General features: G+C 52.5%; 19 protein-coding genes. 11 read left to right on the top strand and 8 right to left on the bottom strand.

Features of this window, described 5'->3' with window-relative positions:
* The first annotated feature begins 12 nt into the window (after positions 1-12).
* The 3 genes from QOS46_RS12490 to QOS46_RS12480 all read left to right on the top strand — a co-directional run bounded on the left by QOS46_RS12490 (position 13) and on the right by QOS46_RS12480 (position 3,579).
* The gene (locus QOS46_RS12490) at positions 13-1,338 is read left to right on the top strand and encodes a glycoside hydrolase family 1 protein (protein WP_283610196.1); all 1,326 of its coding nucleotides are present in this window, start codon (positions 13-15) and stop codon (positions 1,336-1,338) included.
* 223 nt (positions 1,339-1,561) lie between these two features.
* Complete coding sequence (locus QOS46_RS12485; protein WP_283610195.1) at positions 1,562-2,554, top strand: hypothetical protein; 993 nt, start codon at positions 1,562-1,564, stop codon at positions 2,552-2,554.
* Positions 2,555-2,730: 176 nt separating this feature from the next.
* Positions 2,731-3,579, top strand: a complete 849-nt coding sequence (locus QOS46_RS12480; protein WP_283610194.1) for a transporter substrate-binding domain-containing protein — start codon at positions 2,731-2,733, stop codon at positions 3,577-3,579.
* 1,707 nt (positions 3,580-5,286) lie between these two features.
* On the opposite strand, the gene QOS46_RS12475 is transcribed toward QOS46_RS12480, so the two are convergent.
* From QOS46_RS12475 to QOS46_RS12460, 4 genes are all read right to left on the bottom strand, one after another.
* The gene (locus QOS46_RS12475; protein ID WP_283610193.1) at positions 5,287-5,553 is read right to left on the bottom strand and encodes a hypothetical protein; all 267 of its coding nucleotides are present in this window, start codon (positions 5,551-5,553) and stop codon (positions 5,287-5,289) included.
* 25 nt (positions 5,554-5,578) lie between these two features.
* A complete protein-coding gene (locus QOS46_RS12470; protein WP_283610191.1) occupies positions 5,579-6,547 on the bottom strand; it encodes a ComEC/Rec2 family competence protein in 969 nt (322 codons plus the stop codon).
* Positions 6,548-6,681: 134 nt separating this feature from the next.
* Positions 6,682-6,933, bottom strand: coding sequence for a hypothetical protein (locus QOS46_RS12465; RefSeq protein WP_283610190.1), 252 nt, complete (start codon positions 6,931-6,933; stop codon positions 6,682-6,684).
* A gap of 90 nt (positions 6,934-7,023) precedes the next feature.
* The gene (locus tag QOS46_RS12460; RefSeq protein ID WP_283610188.1) at positions 7,024-7,701 is read right to left on the bottom strand and encodes an ABC transporter ATP-binding protein; all 678 of its coding nucleotides are present in this window, start codon (positions 7,699-7,701) and stop codon (positions 7,024-7,026) included.
* 144 nt (positions 7,702-7,845) lie between these two features.
* Between QOS46_RS12460 and QOS46_RS12455 the strand changes: the two genes are divergently transcribed.
* The 6 genes from QOS46_RS12455 (at position 7,846) to QOS46_RS12430 (ending at position 14,474) form a co-directional block, all read left to right on the top strand.
* The gene (locus QOS46_RS12455; RefSeq protein ID WP_283610186.1) at positions 7,846-9,366 is read left to right on the top strand and encodes a phosphohexomutase domain-containing protein; all 1,521 of its coding nucleotides are present in this window, start codon (positions 7,846-7,848) and stop codon (positions 9,364-9,366) included.
* A 211-nt stretch (positions 9,367-9,577) separates the two neighbouring features.
* Positions 9,578-10,027 carry a stage V sporulation protein AC gene (gene spoVAC / locus QOS46_RS12450; RefSeq protein WP_283610843.1) on the top strand — a complete coding sequence of 150 codons (450 nt, stop codon included), beginning with the start codon at positions 9,578-9,580 and terminating at the stop codon, positions 10,025-10,027.
* 14 nt (positions 10,028-10,041) lie between these two features.
* The gene (gene spoVAD / locus QOS46_RS12445) at positions 10,042-11,052 is read left to right on the top strand and encodes a stage V sporulation protein AD (protein ID WP_283610184.1); all 1,011 of its coding nucleotides are present in this window, start codon (positions 10,042-10,044) and stop codon (positions 11,050-11,052) included.
* A gap of 290 nt (positions 11,053-11,342) precedes the next feature.
* Positions 11,343-13,469 carry a 5'-nucleotidase C-terminal domain-containing protein gene (locus tag QOS46_RS12440; RefSeq protein ID WP_283610183.1) on the top strand — a complete coding sequence of 709 codons (2,127 nt, stop codon included), beginning with the start codon at positions 11,343-11,345 and terminating at the stop codon, positions 13,467-13,469.
* A gap of 150 nt (positions 13,470-13,619) precedes the next feature.
* Positions 13,620-13,943, top strand: a complete 324-nt coding sequence (locus QOS46_RS12435) for a hypothetical protein (RefSeq protein ID WP_283610180.1) — start codon at positions 13,620-13,622, stop codon at positions 13,941-13,943.
* Positions 13,944-14,072: 129 nt separating this feature from the next.
* A complete protein-coding gene (locus QOS46_RS12430; RefSeq protein ID WP_283610178.1) occupies positions 14,073-14,474 on the top strand; it encodes a hypothetical protein in 402 nt (133 codons plus the stop codon).
* A 123-nt stretch (positions 14,475-14,597) separates the two neighbouring features.
* On the opposite strand, the gene QOS46_RS12425 is transcribed toward QOS46_RS12430, so the two are convergent.
* The 4 genes from QOS46_RS12425 to serC form a co-directional block, all read right to left on the bottom strand.
* Positions 14,598-14,927: a DHCW motif cupin fold protein gene (locus QOS46_RS12425; RefSeq protein WP_283610176.1), complete on the bottom strand. Its 330-nt coding sequence runs from the start codon at positions 14,925-14,927 to the stop codon at positions 14,598-14,600.
* A 197-nt stretch (positions 14,928-15,124) separates the two neighbouring features.
* Positions 15,125-16,144, bottom strand: a complete 1,020-nt coding sequence (locus tag QOS46_RS12420; protein ID WP_283610174.1) for a homoserine dehydrogenase — start codon at positions 16,142-16,144, stop codon at positions 15,125-15,127.
* 189 nt (positions 16,145-16,333) lie between these two features.
* Positions 16,334-17,497, bottom strand: a complete 1,164-nt coding sequence (locus QOS46_RS12415; RefSeq protein WP_283610172.1) for a 3-phosphoglycerate dehydrogenase family protein — start codon at positions 17,495-17,497, stop codon at positions 16,334-16,336.
* A gap of 124 nt (positions 17,498-17,621) precedes the next feature.
* On the bottom strand, positions 17,622-18,707 hold the full coding sequence (gene serC / locus QOS46_RS12410) for a 3-phosphoserine/phosphohydroxythreonine transaminase (RefSeq protein WP_283610169.1): 1,086 nt from the start codon (positions 18,705-18,707) through the stop codon (positions 17,622-17,624).
* A gap of 333 nt (positions 18,708-19,040) precedes the next feature.
* On the opposite strand from serC, the gene QOS46_RS12405 reads away from it, so the two are divergent.
* Complete coding sequence (locus QOS46_RS12405) at positions 19,041-19,790, top strand: YdcF family protein (RefSeq protein ID WP_283610167.1); 750 nt, start codon at positions 19,041-19,043, stop codon at positions 19,788-19,790.
* 210 nt (positions 19,791-20,000) lie between these two features.
* Positions 20,001-21,278 carry a dihydroorotase gene (locus QOS46_RS12400; protein ID WP_283610166.1) on the top strand — a complete coding sequence of 426 codons (1,278 nt, stop codon included), beginning with the start codon at positions 20,001-20,003 and terminating at the stop codon, positions 21,276-21,278.
* Positions 21,279-21,293 lie beyond the last annotated feature (15 nt).

Below are 21,293 nucleotides of genomic sequence, written 5' to 3'. Positions count from 1 at the left end.
AGTGAGGTGCCTATGGAATTTCCACGCGATTTTATCTGGGGAGCCGCAAGCTCCTCGTACCAAACCGAGGGTGACCGAGCCGGGCGCGGCGACAACATCTGGGATGAATTCTGCACCCGCCCCGGAGCAATCCGAAACGAAGAAACCGGCAACATCGCCTGCGACGGCCTGCACCGCTTCCGTGAGGACGTGCGTTTGCTGAAACGGCTTGGTCTTTCCGCCTACCGCTTTTCCATTTCGTGGCCCCGCATTTTCCCCGATGGACGCGGTGAACCGAACCGCGCGGGCCTCGAGTATTATGACAATTTGATCAACCAGCTTCTGACCGAAGGGATCACCCCCCACGTTACGCTGTACCACTGGGACCTGCCTTTGGCACTGGAGCGTCAGGGTGGCTGGCGCAGCCGCGCAACTGCACTGGCCTTTGCAGAGTACGCAGGCTTTATCGCCCGGCACTTTGACGGCCGAGTACGCCATTACTGCACGTTAAACGAGCCCCAATGCTTTATCGGGATGGGCTATGGCACGGGAGAGCATGCCCCGGGCTTGTGCCTGAAAACCCCTGAGCTGTTCGACTGCGCCGCAAACGCGCTTTTGGCACACGGGCTGGCAGTACAGACCATCAGGCAGGCGAGTGGAAGCCCGGTGCAGGTCGGCGCCGCCTCCACCGGCAAGCTGTGCTACCCTCTGCACAACACCGCTGAAAACCGCGCAGCCGCCGAACGCGCCTCCTTTCTCGCGAAAGGGGATCGGTGGTGGTTTACCCACACCTGGTTTCTGGACGCCATCGTCCTCGGCACTCTTCCGCCCGAGCTGCAAGGGCTTTCCCGCAGCATTCCGGCACAGGACTGGGCAGTCATTTGCCAACCGCTGGATTTTCTGGGCGTAAACGTGTACAACGGTACTCAGGTAAAGGAACACGGAGAATATGCCGAGCGGATTCCGGGGTTCCCGCGTACCGCGCTGAAGTGGCCGGTAACACCACAGGTGATGTGCTACGGCCCGCGCTGGCTGTACCGGCGATACCATCTGCCGATGTACATTACAGAAAACGGACAGTCCTGCAACGACCGGATTTTTCTGGACGGCAAGGTGCATGACCCTGACCGCATTGATTTTCTGCACCGGTATCTGCTGGAGCTGCGCGAATGCTGCGCCGAGGGCGTGCCGGTAAACGGATATTTTCACTGGAGCCTGACCGATAACTTTGAATGGAACAACGGCTTTGACGAGCGGATGGGTCTTGTGTATCTTCATTACCCCACCCAGCGCCGCATCGCAAAGGATTCCGCCGTATGGTATGCCCGCACCGTACGGACAAACGGACGCCTTTTGTAGCGGGCTTTCAATCGGCCCGCTCCTCCGGGCCACAAAAAGGCCCCGGCCCGCAGATCAAATCTTCTGCGTCCGGGGCTTTTCTGGCGCATCGGCAGAAAAGTGAATGAAAAGAGAAAGAATTTCAAATCCGTTCACGAAATCCAGGTTGTATTTTTTCCCAGTTTTGTGCTATGATAAATTCAATTTACTTTTCTGAATGATAACGACCGGAGGCTTCTGAACCATGGATACATCTACCCACAAACGGCGCAAGCTTCTTCCTGCGGCTGCAGCCGTTCTTTTCAGTTTGTCGGTTTTTTCCGCCACCGCTTTCGCAACCAGTGATGTGCCACCGAAGGGGCAGGAAATCAACGCCGGAATTTCGCAGGCAACGACAGACAGCCTGCCGACTCCGCCCGACGTTTCGAACGGCGCTGCCGAACTAAGCAACGGCGGCCAGACTGATCCCGGCGACACAACCGGCAGCGGAGGGAATCAAAACTCCTCCGGAACAGGCGGGCACACCAGCAGCAGCTCCGGCACGGATGAGAATAACGGAACCGAAAGCGGCATTACAAGCACACCCGACGAACCGGTTAGCAACCAGCCAGCCGAGAATTCCGGTGCAACCAGTAACTCCTCCAAACACTCAAGCCGTGGACAAACCTCTTCCAAAGCACCCGTGTATGTTGCACCGCCCGCGGGTGTGGCCTCCGCCGCACAGGACAGCAGGTCGCCCACAGATTTTACTTCTGAGGATTTGCAGGGACTGCTTTCCGGCGCGGGCAGCAGCCTTGCCAGCACTGACGGATTTTTGAGGGAAGACACGCCGACAAACGGCAGCAGCTCCTCCGGCGGCATTTCGAGTCTGCTTCTCGGCGGCATTGCATTGATCTTAGCCGGGCTGGCCGGTGTGGTATTGTTTGTATATCGCCAGTTTTTTTTAGTCAAAAAGCGCCCGGCCGCAACCGGAGTTACCGGCCCGATTCCCGCCATCCCCATGTCGAGGCCCGCTCCCGGCAAAGCTCCCGCGGCTCGTCCCCAGGCACTCGGTGAAAAAAACCAGTCTGCCACTCAGGCGCAGCCACAGCTTGAACCGCAAGAGGCGGCAACCCCCGACCTGCCCTCCGGTAATTATACCGACATCAGCTCCGGCCGCACCCCCGGCCCCGACCGCGATGGTTTTGACTGGGATCAGTTCTTTAAAAACATTCCTCCGGAAGATTCTTCCAAATAGCGGAGAAAACGACCAATTTCTGGATTAAATTATTTCTAATTCATGAACATTATGTAAAGGTTTTTCGAATGCACTTTACCTTTGGAACTTTTTTGAGTAAAATGATTACAAATATGTTACACTAGTTAAAATGATTTTACTTTTACTAAAGATATTCCAAAGAGGAGAACCTAATTATGAAAAAAGCACTTTCAGCGCTGTTGCTGGTGTGTGCGATGGGATTTTCCATGGGAGGCTGTTCCGGAGTGAGTTCGAGTTCCTCCTCTCCCACGGATCCGTCCTGGAATACAATACGGTCTAAAGACACATTGGTAGTAGGTGTGGAAGAAAATTTTGAGCCGCTGTCTTTTTACGACAAAGACGGCAACCTGACGGGATTCGCTGTGGAAAGCGCCCGCGAGGTGGCAAAAGAGCTTGGTGTTGCGGTTGAGTTTAAAACGCTCTCCCCTTCCAAATCTCAGCAGGCTTTAAGCGATGAAGACATTGACTGCTTCTGGAGCAGTTACAGTAAGCCCACCCAGCAGAGCGAATCTGCAAACCTGACGTTTGGCTACATGAAGAGTAATCAGGTTGTGTTCGCACTGGCCGATGGCCCGCTGAACAATCTGGCTGATTTAAAGGGCCAGCGGGTTGGTGTAAAGGATGGCTCCGGCGGCCAGCAGGCCGTAGAAGCTTCCACCGCATTCAAGAGCTGCCTGGCGCAGCTGGGCACGTATCAGGATTACGCCGAGGCGAAAAGCTCTCTAGACAGCAAAAAAATCAGCGCGGTAATTATGGACGAGGTTTCCGCGGAGTATTATCTCAAGCAAGCACCTCAGCAATACCGCATTTTGGGACAAACTGGGTCTGAACCGGCTGAAACGCTCGAAACGGGAAACTATTCCGTGGCCTTCCGAAAAGCGGATGAGAGCCTGACGGTAAAGGTTCAGGAGGCACTCAACGAGCTGTCTGAAGATGGCACGATTTCAAAGCTTTCAAAAAAATGGTTTGGAACAGATTTATCTGCCGCTTCTTCAACCTTATAAGTTGGACAAGCTCCGAAAAAGGAGTAACCCCTGTGCTTCAATGCACAGGGGCTTTTTTATTCCTATCTCATCTTTCGCATGGTTTTCTTCTTTGATTATGTCAAAAAAGCGCCGGATTTTCAAAACCCGGCACAGCTTTTCTAATTGTGACAATTCGCACATACCTCTAATACATCTTGCAATTAATTACAATAAATGGTATAATTTACCTTGTAAGGCACAATTAAAGTGCAAAGCGGGGACAAGATGCCGCAAACACCTCATCCCCTGCTACGGAGAACGCACCTCCATAACAACAGCTTTCGCTGCGAATTGCAAGCACAATTATAACCCATTTTCTCCCTTTTGTACAGAGGGGAGGGAGAAAGCCCCGAATGGGAATTGTGAGTTGCACTTGAAATAGTAGCGCTGTGTTATGGAAGCACCCCTTATGAGGGATTCCGTGACCAGCGCTTTTTTGCTGCCTTACAGACAAAGGCAAAGCGGAGCCGGGTTTCTGGATATTTATAGGATAGACCAGGAATTCAGTAAGCAGATTCCCAACATGATATTGCAGTCCCTTTAAAACCGCGGGCCGCCCCCGGTACCGTGGTCCCGGCTCCGCCGCGCTATTGTCTGTAAGAAAGCCTTTCCCGCACGCATCGCCCGCGTGCGGCTGCCGGCCATTTAGGCCGAAAGCGCCATCCCTTGTTTGAGGGATGGCGCTGTTTTTTTTGCAGGCGCGGCCTGCCTGCCGGGGCAGTGCTTACCCTTCCTGTCAGGGCGCCTATTTCCTTATTTACACTTTTTGTGAGAGAGCGAATTCTTCTCTCCGGGGTTTCCCGTGGAAATTCTGCTGGCGCAGGCTTGCCCCTCATGCCGGGGCGGGCACTTCCTTTCGCGACGAGGCGAAAGGAAGCAAAGACTCGCCAAAGGGCACCTTTGGAATCCGTTTGGGGAACAATCCCTCATTGTTTAAACGAAAGCCCTCGGGAAGGCGCTCCATTGAAAATGCCCACTCTCCGAGTTTCATCTGAACATAAGTCTTGCTGTTTCGTCTGTCGGCGGGCATTTTCAAAGCGCTCTCGTTGGCTCGGAGTTATTCGGTGCGGCTTCGCCGCTCTAAGGTAAGTGTGGACTTTCCGTCGTGCGTAATAGAATTTGTTTTTTTGGGGTTCCCCATGGAAATTCTGCTGGCGCAGGCTTGCCCCTCGTGCCGGGGCGGGCACTTCCTTTCGCGACGAGGCGAAAGGAAGCAAAGACTCGCCAAAGGGCACCTTTGGAATCCGTTTGGGGAACAATCCCTTATTGCGTAAACGAAACCCCTCGGGAAGGCGCTTCATTGAAAATGCCCACTCTCCGAGTTTCCTCTGAAAATAAGTCTTACTGTTCCGTCTGTCGGCGGGCATTTTCAAAGCGCTCTCGTTGGCTCGCAGTTTTTAGGTGCGGCTTCTCCGCTGAACGGAAACGGCAAACTGCCTGTTTTCACAAAGCAAGGCGCGTGCTTGTTGGCTCGGAGAAGAATGCTTTCTGTCAGCAGAGAGCTTCTTTTTTGTTTTTGTGTGCATCAAAGCTTTCTTACACACAAGCTGCGCGCACAGGCTTGTTCCTGTGCGGAATTTCCCTCCAGAGCGGGAGCTCCTCCCGGTTTCCAAAGGCAGAGCCTTTGGTCGTTGAGAGGGGATCCAAGGGGAGAGAATCGAAACTCTCCCCTTGGAAGGCCTTTGCTTACTTTCGCCCTTCCGCGAAAGTAAGTGCCCGCCCCGGCATGAGGGGCAAGCCCTGCGCCAGCAGAATCTCCTCGCGGGAACTGCGATAAAAAACACTCTCCCTCTCGCCAAAGCGAGAAAAAAACAACATGCCCCGGCCTGAGGGGCAAGGCTGCGTAAGCAGAGAGATCGTGCGGGAGAAGCCTGCAAAGAAAAAAATCGCATCCAGTACATGGGGCATACTGAACCCATCATGCACAAAAAAGCCTGTGCCAACCATCAGCACAGGCTTTTCTCTGTTAAACTATCTCTCACGCTGCCGCCAGCAGAGGCAGCCCTGTTTTTACCGCCAAATCGGTACCGTTGCTGTTTACCAGAATAGTTCCCTGTTCATCGGTGCGGTAAACCGCAGCCTTGACCGCAGAAAGGCGGCTTAGAGTCTCTTTGTGCGGGTGACCGTAGTCATTGTTCTTCCCGCAGGAAATAATCGCGTATTTGGGCGACACCGCTTTCAAAAAGTTAGCAGAGGAAGAGCTGTTGCTGCCGTGATGCCCAACCTTCAGTACATCGCAGCGCAGCTCGCCGCTGTATTTTTGCAGCATCTGCTGCTCGCTTTCCTTCTCCGCATCTCCGGTAAACAAAAAAGTACGCTGCCCAAAGGTAAGCTTCGCTACAATGGAGTAGTTGTTCAGGTCATCCTGCTTTTCTTCCACCGGAGCCAAAAACTCCAGCCGCGTATTCTCCTGCTCCAGAACCGTCATGCCTGCCTTGCCCTGCGTCAGCTGCAGGCCCTTTTTTTTCACAGCGTCGAGCATATCCTCATAAGTGCGCGTTGTGGGGACCTGGCTGTCCGCAACCTTTGGCACATAAATCTTGCCAATCTCCAGTTCATTAATGACCTGTGCCATTCCCCCGATATGATCTGCGTGCGGGTGGGTGGCGATCAGGTAATCAATTTTGCTCACACCCAACTTTTTAAGATACGCCGTGAGCTTATCCGCTCCGTCGGAAAGGCCCGCGTCGATCAATATGTTCTCTCCGCTAGGCAGACAGATCAGTTCGCTGTCCCCCTGGCCAACATCGAGATAATAAACGGAAACACTGCCGGCTGCGCCGCTTGTTTCACTGCTGACAAAATCGCCGGATGGTACGTTGGGATTTCCCGGACTTCGATCCGGATGAGATGCAAAAAACCAGCTTGCCAGAATTAAAATAACCGCCGCAAACACAACCGGGATTGATACTTTTTTTCGCCGTGTGATAGGAAACAACCCTTTCAATAAAAAAGCCGCTCATTCGGAGCGGCCTTTGCTTTTTTAGATAAACGTTCCAGCTCAAAGAAAGCCGTGGCACAGAAGCTCTGTATTACGAAGATTCCTTTTTAAGACCGTTGGCTTTTCCGCTGGAAACTCGCTCAGGACTTTTGAAACAAATTATAACGAAACAGCATGCTTTCGTCTTCGGGGTTTTCGCACTCCAAAAATGCTTCGGCAATTTTTCCCCCCTCAATCAGATGAGTCAAACCCATCAGTTGAGAAAGTTTGCTGCGCAAATTCAGGCGGTCTCCCTCACGTGTTACCAAAAACACGTTTCCCTTGCACTGCTCCAACACACGAATAAAACCGGGTACATCCAAATCATGTAATTCTAAAACAGATTTTCCCATAAAATTTCCCCCGTTCTAAATAAGGGTTACCGTACCGCCTAAAAAGATCAATAATATTATATCAGTTTCCCCTTATTTGTCAACCGACTGTTAAGAACTGATTTCTACAATTTTGCCATCCTGAATTCGGATTTTTCTATCTGCCTGCGCCGCAATTTTATCATCATGCGTAATCAGGATGACCGTTCTGCCCTCGCCGTTCAGGCTTTTTAGAATACCCATCACCTCTTGCCCGGACTGCGAATCCAGGTTTCCCGTCGGCTCATCTGCCAGAATCACCGGCGGGCTGGCCGCGATGGCTCTGGCGATTGCCACACGCTGCTGCTGGCCACCGCTCATCTGGCCCGGGCGGTGGAACAGCCGGCTTTCAAGCCCCACGCGCACCAGCGCCTCACGGCTCAAGCTCTGGCGCTCTGCCTTGCGCAGGCCGCGGTACACGAGCGGAAGCTCCACATTTTCCAGCGCGTCGAGCGTCGGGATCAGGTTAAAGCCCTGAAACACAAAGCCAATCTCTTTATTGCGGATGCGTGATAGCCGCTCCTCCGACATCTTCGCCACATTCTCCCCGTTTAAGTAATACTCCCCGCTTGTAGGCAGATCCAAACAACCCAACACGTTCATCAGCGTGGATTTACCGCTGCCGGACGGCCCGATGATCGCGACAAACTCCCCCTCTTCAATCTTCAGATTTAGATCGTCGAGCGCTCGGATTTCCTCCTCTCCATTCCAATACCGTTTTTTGATTCCCTCTATGCGAATGAGTTCCATGTCAATTCCTCCTTATGATTCTGCGGGCGGGGCAATCCGCCCAAAACGGCGATTTACTTTCCCGCCGCTTTATTCTATAATAGAGCTACAATTCTCGATTTATTTTCGGCGCGCCCGCGCCCACCATAAAAGGAGCAGGATGTTATGCTGACAAAAGAATGGAAGCAATTCAAAAGCGGCACCGATATTCGCGGGGTAGCCAGTGAAGGCCCCGAGCCGGTGAACCTGACCGACGAAGTGATTGAGCGCATTTCGCGCGGATTTGCCCTCTGGCTTTCGGAGCGCACCCGCAAGGCGGCGAGTGAACTCTCCGTGGCACTGGGCCATGATTCGCGCATCTCCGCTCCCCGCGTCAGCGCGGCGGTGACCCGTGCCCTTACCGGCTGCGGAATCCGTGTGCTCGACTGCGGCCTCGCCTCAACGCCGTCTATGTTTATGGCAACATTGGATATTCCCTGCGACGGCGCGGTGCAGATCACCGCCAGCCACCATCCGTTCAACCGGAACGGGCTGAAATTCTTTGTAAAAACCGGTGGACTGGACGCTCCCGACATTGAAGCCCTGCTGCTCTACGCACAGGAAAGCAAGGCTCCCGCAGCAGACAAGCCCGGCAGCGTGGAGCAAAGCGACCACATGAAAATTTACAGCGCACACCTGCGCAGCATCATCAAGCAGGGTGTAAACTCGGAAAACTACGACCGCCCGTTGGAGGGCTTCCACATTGTGGTGGATGCCGGAAACGGAGCCGGCGGCTTTTACGCGTACGACGTACTCGAGCCGCTGGGTGCGAACATCAACGGCAGCCAGTTTCTTGACCCGGACGGCATGTTCCCGAACCATGTGCCGAACCCCGAAAACCAACAGGCGATGGATTCCGTGTGCAGTGCTACGGTGCTTTCCGGCGCGGATCTGGGCGTAATCTTCGACACCGACGTGGATAGAGGCGGCGCTGTGGACAGCCAAGGCCTCGAGATTAACCGCAATCGTTTGGTGGCGCTGGCCTCCTCGATCGCACTCGAGGGCAACGATGGCGGCACTATTGTGACGGACTCCATCACCTCCGACGGACTGAAACGCTACATAGAAACAACGCTCGGCGGCGTGCATCACCGCTTCAAGCGCGGCTATAAGAACGTGATCAACGAAGCCGTTCGCTTAAACGAGGCGGGCGTCAACTGCCCTCTGGCAATTGAAACCTCCGGCCATGCCGCGATGCGCGAAAATTACTTTCTTGACGACGGCGCTTATCTGGTAACAAAGATCATCATTAAGCTGGCGGTGCTGCGCAAGGAAGGCAAAACGCTGGAAAGCCTGCTCGAGGCACTTTCGGAGCCGAAGGAAGCGACGGAAATTCGCCTGCCGATTACCCAAGAAGCATTCCGCGAATGCGGTGAAAAAATTCTGGCCGACTTGGAGCAGTATGCCAAAAATCAGGGCTGGCAGATTGCTCCAGACAACCACGAGGGTCTGCGTGTATCGTTCGGCAACAGTGAAGGTAACGGCTGGTTTCTGCTGCGCCTGAGTGTACACGACCCCATCATGCCGCTGAACATTGAAAGCGACGCGGTGGGCGGTGTTGCCATCATCCGCGAAAAGCTGGCGAAATTCCTTACCACCTGCAGCGGCCTGAATCTTGCTCCGTTGCTGGAGCAGCCGCGCGCGTAACGCCGGCAAGACCAGTTATTTCGTTCTCCCGTCGTTGGCGGGGGAATCAATCAAAATTGAATTGTGAATTTTTTAAAGTGATACACCCTATAAAAAATAAAAAAGGAAATCCCGCGCTTCGGTTAGCATGCCCGAGCGCGGGATTTTTTTGCATATTCCTTTTTCAAAAGGAAAAGATAGCATTGTTAACGCAATCAAAAGGGGATGAATTCTGTTGAAAAAAATAACAAAAGAAGAATACTCCAAAATGACGGAAAAGGCGTCGCCGCCCAGCCCAATCCTGAAAAACTGCCTGATGGCATTTCTGGTTGGCGGAGCAATCTGCACGTTCGGCCAGTTTCTCGTGAACTGGTTTCAAGGCTCCGGGCTTGATTTAAAGGAAGCCCGCGCCGCGGAATCCACCGTGCTGATCGCCCTAACGGCACTCTTTACCGCACTGAAAGTCTACGATAATTTGGCAAAGCATGCCGGGGCCGGCACGCTCGTACCCATTACAGGCTTTGCAAACTCGATGGTATCGCCCGCCATGGAATTTAAGCCCGAGGGCTTTGTGACGGGAATCGGCGCGAAAATGTTTATCATCGCCGGGCCGGTTCTGGTATATGGCATCACCGCCTCGGTTCTGTACGGGCTGATCATTTACCTGTTCGGCTGGTACTGAGGGAGGGAGGGCACATGGCACAACGAATTGGACGCTACACCCTGCAAATGACCAATCGGCCCACCATTGAAGGCTTTGCCTCTGTTGTGGGCAAAAAGGAAATGCAGGGGCCACTGAGCAGTTTTTTTGACCTTTCCTTTGAGGATACGACACTTGGCGAAAGCAGCTGGGAAAAAGCGGAAAGCCGCCTGCAAACGGAGGCCGTCAATCTGGCGCTGCGCAAAGCGGGCGTAACCGCACAGGACATCGACTACATTTTCGCTGGTGATCTTCTCAACCAGTGCATTTCTTCCACGTTCGGCCTCCGCAGTCTGGATATTCCCTTTTTAGGGCAGTTTGGCGCTTGCTCCACTATGGCGCAAACGCTGACGCTGGCCTCGATTCTGGTAGAGAGCGGCGCGGCCCGCAAGGCGGCGGCCGTTACCTCCTCTCACTTCTGCTCGGCGGAGCGCCAGTTCCGCCTGCCGCTGGAATACGGCGGGCAGAGAACCCCCACCGCACAGTGGACGGCCACGGCTTCCGGCTCCGCAATCGTTGGAACCAGCGGAAAGGGGCCGTTCGTCAGCGATGTGACGGTGGGGCGCATTGTAGACCTCGGCATTAAGGATGCCGCCAACATGGGCGCCGCGATGGCCCCGGCCGCCGCGCAGACCATTTCAGATTTTTTGCAGGACACCGGCACCATGCCAAAGGACTACGATCTGATTTTAACCGGCGACCTGGGTTTGATCGGCACAAAGCTCGTGCGCCAGATTCTGGCCGACAACAATCTGGATGTTACAGATGTTCACAACGACTGCGGCATGATGCTGTATGACCGCGAAAAGCAGGATGTACACGCAGGCGGCTCCGGCTGCGGATGCTCCGCGTCGGTACTCTGCTCGGTGATTCTGCGGCGCCTGCAAAGCCGAGAGCTGAACAATGTGCTGTTCGTCGCCACCGGCGCGCTGATGTCCCCCACCTCTCAGCAGCAGGGCGAAAGCGTACCCGGCGTGGCGCATCTGGTGCATTTGACTTCAACGTAATATTTAGCCAGACAAACAAAGCAGTCTCAGAAGCCCGGATTAATCGGGCTTTCTGCGGCTGTTATTTTTTGTCCACGATACTAACGGAAATATTTATTTCTTTTAACCATAATTTTATTGCTTGTATTTCTATAATATGGTAATATGTTACTGGCAAATATTTACATCTATGGGTTGAGATCCAGTCCACACGAAAAACAGCCGTGCTGACGAAAAATGTTATAAGGATATTTGCGGTTTTCAGATGTTCTGCCGAATACCGGCAAATAAATATACAAGGAGCGGTATTTATGAAAAAGTTCTTTTTCAAGAAGCGCTTGGCGCTTACGCTTGCGCTTACCCTGCTTTTCACGTCCTTCGGAAGCATAGCCTATGCCGCCGAGACCCCTAAAGAGGGGGATCAGGCAACCTTTCAGATTTTATTTACAAGCGACACCCATGGTTCTATGACAAGCTACAACTACGCAACCGGAAAATCCACTGTAGGCAGCTTTTCCCAGGTGGCCACTCTGATCGAACGAGAAAAAGCCGCTTTTAACGGAAGAACCTTCCTGGTGGATAACGGAGACACGATTCAAGGAAACGGAACCAGCTTTTTCATTAACAACGATGAATATAAGCCGTTCCCTCTTGTGAAGGCCATGCAGAAAACCGGGTACGAAATTATGAGCTTGGGCAACCATGAGTTTAATTTTGGAATGGATGCTCTCAACAAGGCCTATAGCGGCTTTACCGGGGCTAAACTCTGCGGAAACGTACTCAAGCAAGACGGTTCCCTGATGGACGGCTTTTCCGCATACAGCATCAAAACGCTCGACAACGGCTTACGGGTAGCCTTTATTGGCGCCGTTACACCAAATATTGACCTTTGGGACACCTCTAATTTGAAGAAAGCAGGCTTACATACCATCAGCGCAGCCGATTCCATAAGGAAGTCGATTGACGAGCTGAAGAAAAAAAATCTTGCAGACGTATTTGTAGCCGTTACCCATATGGGGGATACGGGCGAATACGGCAGAGAAGGTTCCGGCGCTGTTGATGTAGCAAAAAAGAACCCCGAGCTCGCTGCCATTTTGGGCGCGCATTATCATACGATTACAGGTACTGCCGACAAGCAGGTGGTTCTTTCCAACAACGTTAAATTCGTTGAAAACAAGAATGCCGGCGGTTCCTTGGGAAAGGTGCTTGTAACCGCAACCTATGAAAACGGCCAGTGGGTTTTGAAAAACAAAACCGCTACTGACGCAACGGCAAGCGTGAAAACAGACGTTATCTCCGTTACCAAGGATATTCCTTTAAACACAAAGGTAGAAAGCTCGATTCAAAAGGCAGACCAGGCTGCAAGAAATTACATTACCCAAACCGTAATCGGCAAGCTGCAGGGCGGCCCCCTTGTTCCCGAGCCCCAAATCAAAGGGACGTATGAGGGCTACCTGGGTGATACCGCGCTGATTGACCTAATCAACAACGTCATGTTTTATTATACAAAAGCAGATATTTCCGGCACAGCTCCCTTAGATGCAAACGCAAACCATACCCCCGGTGAAATCACCATCGGCGGTGTCGTGCAGATTTATAAATATGATAACAACACGCTGTATAAGCTTTCAATGACAGGCGCACAGGTGAAGCAATGGATGGAATGGAGCTACAGCTATTTTGGTTCTACCACAAACGGTGTATTTAATAACAATCTGCCTGCCGTGAACACCAAAACCGACCTAACGATTCCTACCGGCACAATGCAGGGCTACAACCAGGATCAATTCTCCGGTATTAAGTATGAGGTAGACCTTACAAAGCCTGTTGGGCAGAGAATCCATATTCTCTCTATGTCTAACGGAACCGCCTTTAACATGAATAAGGAATATGTGGTTGCGGCAAATAACTACCGTTCCTCAACACAGCTTCTCACCACCTCTCCCACGGGCGTATTTAAACCCGGTGAAAAGACTGCGAAGCTGATTGCCTCCGACATTCAGGCGCCTAACGGTTCGACCAGCATGATGGATCTGATTATTGATTACATCGGCAAGCAGCCGAACAAAACAATTACAAATACCTGCGACCACAACTGGAAGTTCGTAAATCTGAACTGGGATAAAGCACTGCGCGCAAAAGCGATTCAATACATCAACAGCGGAGACATCGTAACCGATTTTAAAGTTCCTGTTACAAAGGCACAGGTTCTGAAAATCATGGCACAAAAGGGCGATAAGCTTCCAGATATTTCTACTCTCCCTGCTTCCACTGATAACGGAACCTACACCGTAAAAAATGGCGATACCCTGAGCAAGATTGCAAAGGATTTGTTAAATGACTCCACACAGTGGAAGAAAATCTATGAATTGAATAAGGACACGGTGAAAAATCCGAACCTGATTTATCCCGGGCAGAAGCTTGTGATCCCGGCATAAAAAGAAAAACCATCCCCCCCAGCATAACAAATTGAGGCCGGTGATAAAATCATCGGCCTCACGCTTTTGCCGCCAGGCCCGCATCCACCTGATTCTCTTATTGTTTGGGATTTGGGTGATTCAATCTCTTTTAGAAAGCAGGTATAGCATATGAAATATAAAAGCAAACCAAATTGGATTTCACGAACCATTCTTTTCCTCTGTATGGTTGCTCTGCTCATCAGCGGAATGGCGAAGCACTATGCGCCCTGGGACCCTGCCCGGCAGCGGTTTGAACTGGCCAATGTGGTTTTATTTTTTCTTTTTCTTATTTATTTTTTATACGACTGGGTACAAATGCGGCATTATTACCAAAACCAAGGAGCAGATACCTCCCCTCAAATTCGCCGCAGGCAGATACTTTGGTACACAGCAGCGCTTGTCTTGTACGTGGGCTTCCTGATTTGGATCGTGGCGGATTTTCTGGGGCATTGACCAGATGAAAGCTAACTTTACGGAGCGATCACAAGAAGTGATCCCGCTTTAACCCCATAGAAGCCGGGCGAAATTTGCACCTGCTCATAGAATATGGTAAACTATAAAAAAACAGCACACTGTGAGGAGGTGCAGACCACGAAAAAGAATCTGGAAGCAAAGCCGGACGAGAAAGAAAAAGAAAACACTTTGCTGAAAGGCACCTCTATAGCCATCGTTATTATCGGTGTTTTAAAAGCATTTTTTAAATTCCAAAACTCTGCGATTCGATGGTTTGAGCTTTTTCTTGCTGTCGCTTTCTTTTTCGCCTTCATCGGTACTACCTATGATCTTGTGAAAAAACTTCGTCTATCTCGAGCGCAAGAGATTGAGCCTCTGTGTGAAATGAGTAAAGCGCCGCAACCTCAGCGCGTCAAAGTACTGCTCAGCGGCCTGCCCGCTATTGCAATAGCTTTTTTAGCCTCCCTGTTCGCGTTTGCCAAATTCACCGGACTCTCCGTGTCGGAACTGATGTCCACACTGATTCAATAAGCATAAAAAGGCTGCCGCAACATTGCGGCAGCCTTTTTAAAACGGATTTTCTTCTGCTCGGAGCAGAAGGAGACACTTTACTCATCAAACCTTGAGCCTCTGAGAGCGTGCCGCAGAGCAGATTTAGTCCACAATGAAAAGCTTTGCTCCCTTTTCCGTGTGGGAACGGTGCGGGTTACTGTCTTCGGCAACCTGATAGCTCATCCCGGGCGTCATCGTAAACTCTCGCCCGTCTTCCAGCTCAGTTACCAATTCACCTTCCAGAACAAGAAGGACATGGCCGCGCTTACACCAGTGGTCTGCAAAGTACCCCGGAGTGTATTCCACCATGCGAACCCGAATGTTTCCCATTTCAAAGGTGCGCCAGTAAGCTTCTCCGGTCACTCCCGGGTGTACTGTGGGCTCGATTGCGCTCCAATCGACAGTGCAGAACGGAACTCCCTGAATTACCATAGTATGACCCCTCTCTTTTTTTCAACGCGCCAAGATCAGGCCGTATTTACGGAAAGGTACGGGTTGTAACCGTAGACCTCCATTCTCAGACTCTTGGCGGTGTTTGCATTGGCACGGGCGTGTGGAACACCGCGATGCCTTCTTCCTTGGATTTTCTACCGGAATATGGTTGATACCCGCGTCTAGGTAATTGCCGGCTACCGATTGTAAATCAATACAATGTCCCTTAGGATAGATGCGGCGGCGGCAGTAGTACCCGACGCCCCGCCAATCAACGTCAGCTCCCCCAGGGTGTCTGATTCATATCTGACCGCCTTATTTTTGCCGTCTACGTGGTAAAAGGCATGCCCCTCGCCCAGCTTTTCGGGCCTGACCACCATATGGAGGGTTTCCCCTTCCCGCGTTGCCCGCCCAATCAGCTTATAGCGCTTGCCTTCCCCGTGGGCCAATTGAATCTCCTCAGGGGTTAGGCCTGTAATTCCTTCGATTTTAATATCGGATAATTTTTTATTCTGCTTCATCACGACATTGGTAAGGATCAACAGTTTCAGGGCCGTGTCCCACCCTTCCACATCAAAGCTCGGGTCTGCTTCCGCTATTCCGGAGGTCTGTGCCTTTTCCAGCGCATCGCGATAAGTACAGCCCGTGTCTTCCATCTCTTTTAAAATATAATTTGTGGTGCCGTTCAGCACACCCTCGATGGAGTAGACCTGCGAACCGGCCATTTCGATGGTTCCGCCATTGACAGAAGGCAACGCCCCGCCGCAGGTACACCCGATTCCTAACTGCACTCCGTTTTCTTTTGCAGCCTGATCCAATTCCCAATAGCTGTGAACAATCGGGCCTTTATTGCCTGTTACCACATGGATTTTATTTTCCAACGCTTTTAAAATATAGCTCCGTGCCGGTTCTCCTGTTTCTTTATTTGTGCTAGTCAGCTCCACCAGCAAATCGATGTCTTTGTTTTGCAGCAGAAATGCAGGGGTGATTTTCCTGTTTTCCTCCGTATCTGCAATCGTTATGCTTTCCCCATCCTTCGAGGCAGCCAATAATTGGGCGCAATTGATTCCCTGGGGGTTGTAGAGCCCCCGTTTAGAGCCCATGATGTAGATCACTTCAAGGTCAAGCCCCTGCGCCTTTAGCGCAGAGCCTTTCTCTACAATCAACTTGATAAAGGCCTTCCCTACACCGCCATATCCAATTAGACCAATCCTCATTTTGTTTGCTCCTCCGTTATCGTCCATAAACTGAATAAAAGGGTAAAAAAAGAACTGCTTTTCAAGGTTTTACCATTGTCACTGGGTTCCAGCGGCCACCAAAAAAAAGCAGTTCATTATCACTTACTATTCCCCTGCGCCCTCCGCTTTTGCTGCGGGGCGGCGGGATACGCCAGGTTTAGAACGGGTTCAGCGAATCACACGCAGGCGGATAATTTCCTCCATCTGCTTGAGCGGCTCCAAAGCCGCGTCGTCCACCTCGCCGGTCACATCCAGAATCGTGTAGGCAAAGTCGCCTCTCGATTTACTCTGCATATTTTCAATGTTGATGCCCGCGTTGGCCATCACGCCGGAAAAACGGCTGATGGTATTGCGAACATTGCGGTGAAGAATGCAGACGCGAACCGCGTGAGCGCGGGGCATATAAATCGCCGGCATGTTGACGGAATTACGGATATTGCCATTCTCAAGAAATTCTTTCAGCTCATCCACCGCCATGCGGGCGCAGTTCTCTTCCGACTCGGGAGTGGAAGCGCCCAGGTGAGGAATCGCCAGCACATTTTCAACGCCGATCAGATCATCGGACGGGAAGTCGGTGGCATACGCGGCAATCTTCCCGGATTTCAGGCCATCCAGAACGGCGGCGCTATCCACCAGCTCGCCGCGCGCAAAGTTCAGAATACGGACTTCGTCTTTCATCTTCTCGACGGATTCGGCATTCACCAGCCCCTTGGTGTCGGGGGTCAGCGGAACGTGAACGGTTACGTAATCGCAGTTTGCCCACACTTCATCGAGTGTTCTGGCATGGTGTACCGAACGGGAGAGACCCCATGCGGCGTCTACGGAAAGGTACGGGTCGTAGCCATAAACCTCCATGCCAAGGGATTTGGCTGCATTCGCCACCAAAATACCAATCGCGCCAAGGCCGATTACACCGAGGCTCTTGCCCTTGATTTCGGGGCCAGCGAACTGTCCCTTGCCTTTTTCAACCAGCTTGCTGACATCGCTGCCCTTCCCTTTGAGTGTTTTGGTCCACTCGAGGGCGGGGGCGATTTTACGGGAGGTAAGAAACAGGCCGGCAATCGCCAGCTCTTTGACGGCGTTGGCGTTGGCGCCGGGTGTGTTAAATACCACAATGCCTTTTTCGCTGCATTTGTCGATCGGGATGTTATTAACGCCCGCACCCGCTCTGGCAATTGCCAGCAGCTCTGTGGGAAGCTCCATGTCGTGCATGGCGGCGGAGCGAACCAGAATCCCCTCGGGATTTTGAATGTCGTTGCCGTACTCATAGCCCTGCCCAAAACGGGAAAGGCCTTCTTCTGCAATATTATTCAGTGTTTTAACACGATACATTTTTTTGAACCTCTGTTCTTTCTGCATATTAAAATCATTTCCCTCTAAAAGGTCGCTCATTTTCTCCCCGCCAAAGGTGGGGAGAAAATTCCCGTTTGAACGGCAGCTTTTTTAGAGGAAGGAATCAGGCGTTGTTTTTCTCAAACTCCGCCATGAATGCCACAAGCTTTTCCACACCCTCAATGGGCATTGCATTATAAATAGAAGCACGCATACCGCCCACGGAACGGTGACCCTTCAGGTTGATAAAATCGGCGGCTTCTGCCTCTTTGACGAATTTTTTATCCAACTCGCCGTTGCCGGTTACAAATGGCACATTCATCAGGGAACGATCCTTTTTTACGACAGTGCCGCGGAACAGTGTGGATTGATCGAGGAAATCGTATAGAATCCCCGCTTTTTTCTCGTTATGAGCCTTCATGCCCTCCAACGAGCCGAACTCGCTCTTAATCCACTCAAGCACCAGCCCGCAGATATAAATCGGGTAGCAGGGCGGGGTATTGAACAAAGAACCGTTATCCGCGTGAACCTTGTAATTGAACATGGTGGGAGTAAACTCCTTGGCATGACCAATCAGATCCTCACGAACAATCACCATGGTAAGACCCGCGGGCGCCACATTTTTCTGCGCACCGGCAAACAGCAAGCCAAATTTAGAAACATCGATCGGCTCGCTCAGAATGCAGGAAGAAATATCCGCAACCAGCGGCACGTTCCCGGTTTCGGGCAGCTTGGTATAACGAGTGCCATAAATGGTGTTGTTCATGCAAATATAAAAGTAATCTGCATCCGGCGTAAAGGTCTTGGGGTCAAGCTCGGGGATATAGCTGAAGGTTTTGTCTTTGGAGGAAGCCACAATGTGAGCCTCGCCGTAGCGGGACGCTTCCTCCTGTGCCTTTGCCGCCCATTGGCCGGTCACGACAAAATCCGCCTTGCCGCTCCCAACCATCAGGTTCAGCGGAACCATGGCAAACTGCGACCAGCCGCCACCCTGCAAAAACAGCACTTTATAGTTCTCCGGAATATTCATCAGTTCGCGAAGACAACTTTCCGCGGACTCAATGATTCCTTCAAAGATTTTAGATCGATGGGACATCTCCATAACGGACTGGCCGCTGCCCTGGTAATCTAACATTTCTTCTGCCGCACGGCGCAAAACCGCTTCCGGCAGAACGGAAGGACCCGCAGAAAAGTTATACACGCGTTTCATAAATGAACCTCCAATTGGTTAATAAAATAGTATTGTTATTATAGCCCTTTCCAAAAATCAAGTCAATTCCCCATGATTTAAAAGAGGTTGCCATATTGCCCGTATTTTCCCGGCCAAATCGGCGATTTTCCGGCATTTATTCCTGTTTGCTCTCTCGCTTACCCCCGGTTCTCTTTTCATTTATTGCTTTTTTTGTTATACTTAAGAAAAAACCAGGTTTTTCGCCGTTCCTCCAAAGAAAAAAAGAATGCGTCAGGTGTAGGAAAACGCCCGCCCGCTTCCGCTTTTTGAGGCTAAGAGTGAAAACAAACCCTGATAAAAGGAGTACTCCGTGTGAAAAGGCTGATCTTGCTGTTACCCGCCGCCGGGCTGATTTGGTACCTGTGGCCCGGCAGCGTGGGCATTTGGAATGTTGGAAATTTTCTTGGCATGGGCCTGTGCCTCTTTTTTCTCCTATGGGGCGGATTTTCACCGCTGCTGAAACGCCGGGCCAAGGATACCGGGCACCTCAAAGCCTACCAAACCGGCTCACGCATTCTGTTCGGTGTGCTGGCTGCCGGATTTTTATGGGCGGGGATTCTAACGGTGCAGATGATTTCCGCCGCGAACCACACGCCCCCAACCAACACCCCGGCAATTGTTCTGGGCAGCCAGGTTCGGGGAGACGAGCCCAGCCTTGACCTTTGGGCGCGCATCGGTGCGGCGGAGCGCTACTTGAAAGAAAACCCCAAAGCCATGTGCATCGCCAGCGGCGGTCAGGGCGAGGGCGAAAACCGCAGCGAAGCATCGGTGATCCGCGAAAAGCTGATCGAGCGCGGCATTTCAGCCGACCGGATTCTGCTGGAGGACCGCTCCGAAAGCACGGAAGAGAACATCCGGTACTCCAAGGAGCTGCTGGAGAAGAACAGTTTTGGCTCCAGCGCGGCGATTGTAACCGATGAATACCATCAGCTGCGCGCCTCATGGCTGGCCAAACGGCAGGGGCTGACCCCCTATGCCGTGAGTGCAGAAAGCCCGCGCAATATTTTATCCGCCATGTACACCCGCGAGCTGCTGGCGCTCACCGCCTCACTGTTTTTCTAAAGACTGCCCACAACGGGCAGGACGCAGAACAACAGATGGACACATTGGCAAAGAAGTTTCGGGAAACGACCCGCTTTTTCGGGACAGTTGCGCGGTTTACGGACTTCCCCAAATCATGTATAATAGGAAAAAAGGCCGTTTCTTCCCTCGCTTTCGCGGGAAGAAAGAAAGAGGTATGGCTACAAAGATAAGATACAGGAGGCGGCACATATGGCGGAACAGCTTCTCATCCGGGGCGCCCGGATCGTTAGCCCTGCGGACGGGATCGACCTGATCGGCGACCTTTTGGTACGGGACGGAGTCATCGCTGCAATCGGCGAGCAGCTTTCGTCCGACGGCGCGAGAGTGATTGACGCAAAGGGACTGACGGCGGCTCCCGGACTGGTGGACATGCATGTTCACCTGCGTGACCCGGGCTTTACGCAGAAAGAGGACATCCTGAGCGGATGCCGTGCGGCTGCGGCGGGCGGGGTAACAAGCCTTTTGGCGATGCCGAACACAAACCCTGTAACCGACACACCCGGGGTGGCGAGGGATATCCTATCTCGTGCGGAGCAGGCTGACGCGCGCGTGTATGTGACCGCCGCAATTACCACGGGCCTGAAAAGTGAGGCACTCACCGACATGGCCGCTTTGAAGGCGGCGGGCGTCACTGCTGTTTCGGACGACGGACGGCCCGTAACCGACACCCAGCTGATGGCCGAGGGAATGAAGCAGGCGGCACAATTGGGTCTGCGGGTGGTTTCTCACTGTGAAGACCTCTATCTGGCCGCAGGAGGCCTGATGAACGAGGGCGAGGTCAGCCGCAGGCTCGGTGTGCCGGGAATTCCTGCTGCCGCCGAGGAATGCGGCACCGCGCGGGACATTACGCTGGCCGAATCGTACGGCGTGCCGATTCACATCTGCCATGTCAGCACGGCGATCGCCGCCGCGATGATCCGCGATGCGAAACGACGTGGGGTTCAGGTAACGGCGGAAACCGCACCGCATTATTTTTCGCTGACGGAAGAGGCCCTGCTCTCGAAAAACGGCGACTGCCGAATGAACCCTCCCCTGCGCACCGAGCACGACCTGCTCGCCATTCGGGATGCGCTGCGCGACGGCACGCTCGACGCGATTGCAACCGACCATGCGCCTCACACCCCGGAGGAAAAAGCAAATTTTCGCACCGCGCCGAACGGCTCCATCGGGATGGAAACCTCGCTCGCCGTGGGAATCACTTATCTAGTGAACACCGGCTGCCTGACTCTTTCGCAGCTGATTGAAAAAATGTCGGTTCTCCCGGCAAAGATTCTCGGAATCCCCGGCGGCACGCTGAAACAGGGCGCGCCGGCAGATTTTGTGCTGTTCCGCGAACAGGAGCGCTGGACGGTAGACCCCGAGCGCCTGCATGGAAAAAGCCGCAACACCCCCTTTGCCGGGATGGAGCTTTGCGGCAAGGTCAAATATACCGTATGCCGCGGCAGCATCGTCTATCAGGAATTATAATCGGCGGAAGCGGAG

The organism is Faecalispora anaeroviscerum (assembly GCF_947568225.1).
Lineage (GTDB): Bacteria > Bacillota > Clostridia > Oscillospirales > Acutalibacteraceae > Faecalispora > Faecalispora anaeroviscerum.
This window is presented reverse-complemented; position numbering and strand designations above follow the sequence as displayed.